2 protein-coding genes and 2 pseudogenes are annotated in these 2498 nt (G+C 32.0%); all 4 read right to left on the bottom strand.

Going from position 1 to position 2498, the window contains the following annotated elements; translation table 11 throughout:
• Positions 1-512, bottom strand: a pseudogene (locus DWW23_RS26875) (hypothetical protein); the annotation flags it as partial.
• A gap of 309 nt (positions 513-821) precedes the next feature.
• Positions 822-1832, bottom strand: a complete 1011-nt coding sequence (locus DWW23_RS26145; RefSeq protein WP_122357382.1) for a BF3164 family lipoprotein — start codon at positions 1830-1832, stop codon at positions 822-824.
• Between the two features lie 61 nt (positions 1833-1893).
• Positions 1894-2040 (bottom strand): hypothetical protein, encoded by a 147-nt coding sequence (locus DWW23_RS26495; protein ID WP_158583245.1) that lies wholly within the window; start codon positions 2038-2040, stop codon positions 1894-1896.
• A pseudogene (locus DWW23_RS26140) lies at positions 2037-2216 on the bottom strand (DUF1573 domain-containing protein); the annotation flags it as partial. The pseudogene DWW23_RS26140 and the gene DWW23_RS26495, both read right to left, overlap by 4 nt.
• Positions 2217-2498: the final 282 nt, after the last annotated feature.

Below are 2498 nucleotides of genomic sequence, written 5' to 3'. Positions count from 1 at the left end.
GCCGTGTTGTGTACCGGATTTCCTAATACAACCACTTTATTGTTCTTGTCCAGCAGGAATGTCTGGAAAGTTATATTTGACGGGAACTTGTTCAATTTGTTCAGTTGATCCTCTATGTCAATACAGACCGGACGATCGAAAGCATCCCGTTTCAACAGATAGCGTATTTCTTTCGCATCTTTGGGATGGAAGAAGAAAAGGAAAGGTATTTTTCCCTGTGTGGCCGAATCGGTATACTCGACCAGTTCCTTCCATTTATGCAGTTGTAATTTACAACTGGTACATCCCATGGAATCTACATATATTAATACCTTATAATCGGATTGCGGAATTTGGAAATCCGTAGTATCTGTCAGATAACGGGTGAAGATCAGGTTTTCAGGGAATACAATTTGTTTTCCCTGCCATTCGTTCACCAATTGCGCAATCTGTTTTTTCTCCTCTTTCTGTTTGTTCTGACAGGAGAAGAGTAGTAATACTAGTGTTAATATGGTTAGATTCAAAGTTTCCATTTGATACTCTATATTCTAAATTCTATAATCGGATCATCGCTTTTCGCCTCGGTGGCAACGATCGTGTTTGTTTTTCAATTATTTTATAAAAGTATTCATTATTTGTAAGCTTTGAAAATATTCGTTTGAATAATTATGACTTATTTTTACCACTAAACCTGATTCTTTTCAAATGAGGTGTAGAGCAGGAGATAAGGATTACCCAAAATAAAGAAAGGAATATATGTTTTCATGATTACTCAATTTATTGTAAATCACACAAAGAATCTTTATTCTTTAATGGATAAATACTTATACAGATACTTTCTGCTATAAATCAAAATAAACAAGTTTATCTTCGGGATCCTCAATAATACAGTAGGCCTTTTTTGATTTTTCATCAACTGTCAGACATGTTATTCGTTTATCTGATTTTAATAACTTTATGGGATTGCCATTCCAATCTATTACCATAATATCTCTATTTTTTTTATTCTCTTTAGATTGAATAATCATATATATATATTTAGATGAGCTTGTTATTTCAGTTACGCATGGATCAGAACCTTTTCTCATTTTTGTAGAAATATGATCAGTTGTTGTATAGTCATAACTATATTTACCTAATTGTTTCTGAAAAATAAGAGTTGGAATTTTTAATTTATTAGGTTCATATTTGTATATTTCAAGTATAAACCAAGAACATGAGGCAAATAAATTTTTAGTTTCATTTTTAGTAAACATACATTGGTGAAACATCGCTTTTGCTTCGGTTGGTATATCTTTTTCACCTTCCCAATAATTAGGATATTCTCCAAATATTTCAATACTATCTTGTTCCAGGTTTAAAAGAGCATATCTTTTGTCCCATAAACCCGAAAAAACAAATTGGGATTTATTTAATGGAATAAAGCAATCACTTTTAGGTGGCATTTGATAATCTTTATATAATTTTATATTGTCATCGGATGTAATAGCTTTAAGAGGTATATGGTTAAGCATAAATAATGGTCGGCTTAAGAGATAAAGATTGTTATCTGCAATTTGTATATCAAGAGGACTTAAAAGTTCATTAGGACCTTCTCCTTTTGATATTAATTTTTTTTCTATCATTTTTGTATTTAAATTGAAGACTTTTACAAGTGAGTCTCCATAAAAATCATTTATAAGGATGGTACTATCTTTTTTTATTAATTGCATAGTTACTTCAAGCATTTCCGGGTAATGTGCATCATTAAAAGTAATAGTACTTGTTTGAGTGAATTCGTATGGTTTTTCTTTTTTGGGCACAGAACACTGAATAATAAAGGCCAATATGAATAATAAATATATAGTTTTCATGGTATTTATTTGTTTTAATATGTAACTTTAATTTCCTAGGTTTTATTATCTTTGCCTACTCTTATTCGATTCCGATAGTCGAATAGCTAAGAATAGCACATTCTGTTTTGTCGGTTATATTACCATCATACACCTCCTTTTTGGGGTCTCCGGGAGTTTGCTTGTACATTCTTGTCGGGATGCAGCAAACTCCCATTTGTTCGATCACCGAACTTTCCCCTTTATCTTTGCTTTGACAGATTGGTTGTTAATACTATTGTACTTGATCGTAACGACTTCATCGAAGAATCCTGTATCTTTCGGTGTCATCTTAATTCCTACCCGAAGGGTTTCTCCGGGTTTTGCAGGTTGTTTGTCATAGGTGGCCGCTGTGCAGCCGCAGGTGATGTCCTTTCGTTGTAAAGATATTCATTTTTTATAAGCTTTGAAAATATTACCTTGAATTGATTATGCTTTTTTTTATGGAGAGGTAATTGTTAGTTTCCTTTTTGCAGATTATTTGAATTTGAATAAACACAATATAGGATTATCCTCTTCTGATATTTTTTCTGCAATAAGGCGAAGATTATTACGTCGTATTGTGTATTTCTTTAATATGCTAGGAGACAATGTTGCAATAAAATAATCATTGTAAACTCCTAATATTTCACTCATGGCACCATCTAT

Origin of the sequence: Parabacteroides sp. AF14-59 (assembly GCF_003479515.1) — a bacterium.
Lineage (GTDB): Bacteria > Bacteroidota > Bacteroidia > Bacteroidales > Tannerellaceae > Parabacteroides > Parabacteroides faecis.
Note: the sequence above shows the minus strand (reverse complement) of the source record. Positions and strands in the feature narration are given on the sequence as shown.

Coding starts and splice junctions, on each gene's coding strand:
- DWW23_RS26145 (WP_122357382.1), bottom strand. CDS start 1,832: ATGAAAACTATATATTTATTATTCATATTGGCCTTTATTATTCAGTGT.